We start from the raw sequence: 3437 nt of genomic DNA on the forward strand, positions 1-3437 counted from the left end.
AAGCATCCGTAGGATGCTTGCTTCAAATATTTTATTGTTTAGTACCTTTGTTTGAAATATTGACTTATGTTTTCTAATGATTTCATCAACACTTCGTCTTTTTCTAATTCCAAATCTTTAAAAAGTGATGTAACCATTTCATCGTGGAACTCATCATGAACTTTCAATACATCGTTTGCTGATTCGTTTAACTTTAAATATACTTTTCTTCTATCAGCTTCATCTCGATATCTAAAAACGAAGTTTTTTCTAACCAAAACGTTAATAGAGGTAGTAAGCGTCCCCAAAGTAACTCTTAATTTTTGTGCGACATTTCCCATCGTAGGTACTTTTGTATTTCTAATCGCTTCTAAAACATGAACTTCTGTCATAGAAATCTTGACACCGCGTTTTTTTAAAACGTCAGCTTCTATGCTTAAAATTTGATTAAAAACATCTACCAACAACTCGTTAATAACTTCTTTTGGAGAGACCACTTTAATTACCACCTTTTTATAATACTATATAACCTACACCTAGTGTTCCAGGACCAGCATGTGCTCCAACAACTGGTGTTAATGGAACTAATTCAACAGTTACATCTTGGCGTACGTCTAATATTTGTTGCTTAATTTCTTTAGCCTTTTCTTCGTTGTTAGTATACGCTATAAACATTACAACATTTTTGCCTTCAATATCGTGTTTAATAACTTCAACTAATCTAGCTTGAGCTTTACTAGTTGTTCTAATTTTTTCAAATGGGACTAGACTACCATCTCTTTGCACGTGTAGAAGTGGTTTAATCTTCAACAATGTACCTAAAAAACCGCTTGTAGCAGATAGTCTACCATTTTTAACTAGATACTTAAGAGTATCGACGAGGACATAGAGATATATATTATCTCTTATTTTTTCTAATTTATCAATGATGTCTCTAGTTTTACTACCATTTTTAATCATTTTAATAGCTTCTAAAACTAAATATGCTTCACCATAAGACACACTTCTTGAATCAATAACGTAAACATTGATTCCTGGAACCATATCTTTAGCTAAAACTGCTCCTTGATATGTCCCACTTAATTTTGAAGAAATGACAATAGCAATAACTTCAGTATATCCTTCTTCCTTCAATTCTTCATAGACGCTAGCGATTTTTCCAGTTGAGGTTTGAGATGTTGAAACATCAATATCCGGATTAGCCATGATTACATCATAAAATTCCTTCGCTTGAATATCAACATAATCTTCATATTCTTTGCCACCTAAGTTCAATGTTGATCTTATCAACTTAACTGGATAATCCAACTTCATATAATCAACACCTGAGTTACCACATACTACGATTCCAATTTTATCACTCATTTTATTTTCTCCTTCAAATATTTTGAACATCAAATATTATTGTTAATTATATGATATCACAACTAGGTATAAAGTCAATCAAAAAGATAGATTAATTATAATCTTGAATTGATTCTAGTTGTTTAATAGCTGTAAGTCTATCTTGATTACGGATATTTTTAATAACAAACTCAGTCAATTTTATGATTTCTCCTGTATTATACTCCTTATTATCATCCATTAATTTTTCATTTTTTGAGTCGTACTCTGGCCTATAAATCATGACATAGTTCACAACGTCCACCAATTTAGAAACCATATTTGCTATGATTTGACGATGATTAATCGATTCTTGTAATTTTTTAGTATATCTTTCCTCACTTCTTCTTTCGTCCTGATTAAACATACCAAACTCAAGAACAATAATTAAACGGTCATAAACTAGTAGATAATCTGATCTCATGTAATTGCCAAAAACTAAAGGGTATTCCATGAGTATTGTTATTTCATTTGTATTAACACCTTTTTTGAATAACTCAATCATTAATCTTCTCATTAACAAAATAGTATCAATCCATGTAATAGATTCTTCATCTTTTAATGGCCAAATAGATATTCCCAAATCCAAATATTTTCGCTTTAAATCAATTATATACAAATCGTTTTTATACTCCTCAACTCTTTCTTTCAGTAATTTCTTGTCAATTTTCCAGTCTATTTGCTCCAAATAGTCAGAAAATAAATTAAACTCTTTTATTCCTTTGAATCGATGCAATGCTTTTAATTTCATTTGGTAATCACCTCACATTATAATACTGCCGATTAATCAATATTACTTTTTTTTAAATAGCTCATACCTTTAAACCGTAGTTAAAAAGCATCTTTCAAGGTTTCATTGTACGAGTATATATAATAAATATGAAGTTTATATCGCGAAATATACAGCTTCAATCATGCGACAAAAAATGATATCAACAGTAGTTTTTAATCATTCAGTATTGTGAGTTGTGCTATAAATAAAAAAAAGCCTACTAAATGGCCTTATTGAGTGAAAAGTGGTGGCTCCGGGCAGAATTGAACTGCCGACACAAGGATTTTCAGTCCTTTGCTCTACCGACTGAGCTACAGAGCCTAATAATGGCGGTCCGGACGGGATTTGAACCCGCGATCTCCTGCGTGACAGGCAGGCATGTTAACCCCTACACCACCGGACCAGTTGGTTGCGGGAGAAGGATTTGAACCTACGACCTCCGGGTTATGAGCCCGACGAGCTACCAGACTGCTCTATCCCGCGATATTGAAAAAAATTATTAAACTTCTGATGGCGGAGGAAGAGGGATTCGAACCCCCGCGCCTTTTACAGCCTGTCGGTTTTCAAGACCGATCCCTTCAGCCAGACTTGGGTATTCCTCCGTTATTATAACATACTTTCCAGACAACTATAAAATAGTTTGGTGGACCCGGTAGGACTCGAACCTACGGCCGACCGGTTATGAGCCGGTAGCTCTAACCAACTGAGCTACGGGTCCAAACTGGTAGCGGCGGGGGGAATCGAACCCACGACCTCACGGGTATGAACCGTGCACTCTAACCAGCTGAGCTACGCCGCCATTATAACCACTTAAAATGTTTGGTCTACCCATTCTAACAATTGCATGATGTTTTAAAAATTTGGTGGAGCCTAGGGGGCTCGAACCCCTGACCTCCTGCGTGCAAGGCAGGCGCTCTCCCAGCTGAGCTAAGGCCCCTAATACTGGTACCTCGAGCCGGACTTGAACCGGCACGGATTCATCATCCATGGGATTTTAAGTCCCACGTGTCTACCTATTTCACCATCGAGGCAGTAATTAAATATAATAATGGTGACCCGTGAAAGAATCGAACTTTCGACACCTTGATTAAAAGTCAAGTGCTCTACCGACTGAGCTAACGGGTCGGAAAATGGTGCCGAAAACAGGAATTGAACCCGCAACCTACTGATTACAAGTCAGTTGCTCTACCAGATTGAGCTATTTCGGCATAAGAATGGTGGGAGATAACGGGCTCGAACCGCTGACCCTCTGCTTGTAAGGCAGATGCTCTCCCAACTGAGCTAATCTCCCATTCTTAGAGAA

3 protein-coding genes and 11 tRNA genes are annotated in these 3437 nt (G+C 36.3%); all 14 read right to left on the reverse strand.

Annotation, left to right across the window (positions count from 1 at the left end; genetic code table 11):
- Positions 1–38: 38 nt before the first annotated feature.
- Positions 39–476: a MarR family winged helix-turn-helix transcriptional regulator gene (locus QJ521_RS09400; RefSeq protein ID WP_282840232.1), complete on the reverse strand. Its 438-nt coding sequence runs from the start codon at positions 474–476 to the stop codon at positions 39–41.
- Positions 477–492: 16 nt separating this feature from the next.
- Positions 493–1344, reverse strand: a complete 852-nt coding sequence (locus QJ521_RS09405) for a DegV family protein (RefSeq protein WP_282840233.1) — start codon at positions 1342–1344, stop codon at positions 493–495.
- 91 nt (positions 1345–1435) lie between these two features.
- On the reverse strand, positions 1436–2113 hold the full coding sequence (locus tag QJ521_RS09410) for a hypothetical protein (RefSeq protein WP_282840234.1): 678 nt from the start codon (positions 2111–2113) through the stop codon (positions 1436–1438).
- A gap of 266 nt (positions 2114–2379) precedes the next feature.
- Positions 2380–2455 (reverse strand) — tRNA-Phe (locus QJ521_RS09415).
- Between the two features lie 6 nt (positions 2456–2461).
- Positions 2462–2537: transfer RNA gene (locus QJ521_RS09420), tRNA-Asp, on the reverse strand.
- Positions 2538–2540: 3 nt separating this feature from the next.
- Positions 2541–2617, reverse strand: a tRNA-Met gene (locus QJ521_RS09425).
- A 28-nt stretch (positions 2618–2645) separates the two neighbouring features.
- Positions 2646–2736 (reverse strand) — tRNA-Ser (locus QJ521_RS09430).
- A 39-nt stretch (positions 2737–2775) separates the two neighbouring features.
- A tRNA-Ile gene (locus QJ521_RS09435) sits at positions 2776–2852 on the reverse strand.
- A gap of 4 nt (positions 2853–2856) precedes the next feature.
- Positions 2857–2933 (reverse strand) — tRNA-Met (locus tag QJ521_RS09440).
- 62 nt (positions 2934–2995) lie between these two features.
- Positions 2996–3071 (reverse strand) — tRNA-Ala (locus QJ521_RS09445).
- A gap of 6 nt (positions 3072–3077) precedes the next feature.
- Positions 3078–3165: transfer RNA gene (locus QJ521_RS09450), tRNA-Leu, on the reverse strand.
- Between the two features lie 18 nt (positions 3166–3183).
- Positions 3184–3259, reverse strand: a tRNA-Lys gene (locus QJ521_RS09455).
- Between the two features lie 6 nt (positions 3260–3265).
- Positions 3266–3342 (reverse strand) — tRNA-Thr (locus QJ521_RS09460).
- A 7-nt stretch (positions 3343–3349) separates the two neighbouring features.
- Positions 3350–3425, reverse strand: a tRNA-Val gene (locus tag QJ521_RS09465).
- Between the last annotated feature and the right edge of the window lie 12 nt (positions 3426–3437).

The sequence above is a fragment of the Peloplasma aerotolerans genome (genome assembly GCF_030012175.1).
GTDB lineage: Bacteria > Bacillota_I > Bacilli_A > Acholeplasmatales > Acholeplasmataceae > Peloplasma > Peloplasma aerotolerans.

Coding starts and splice junctions, on each gene's coding strand:
- QJ521_RS09405 (WP_282840233.1), bottom strand. CDS start 1,344: ATGAGTGATAAAATTGGAATCGTAGTATGTGGTAACTCAGGTGTTGAT.
- QJ521_RS09410 (WP_282840234.1), bottom strand. CDS start 2,113: ATGAAATTAAAAGCATTGCATCGATTCAAAGGAATAAAAGAGTTTAAT.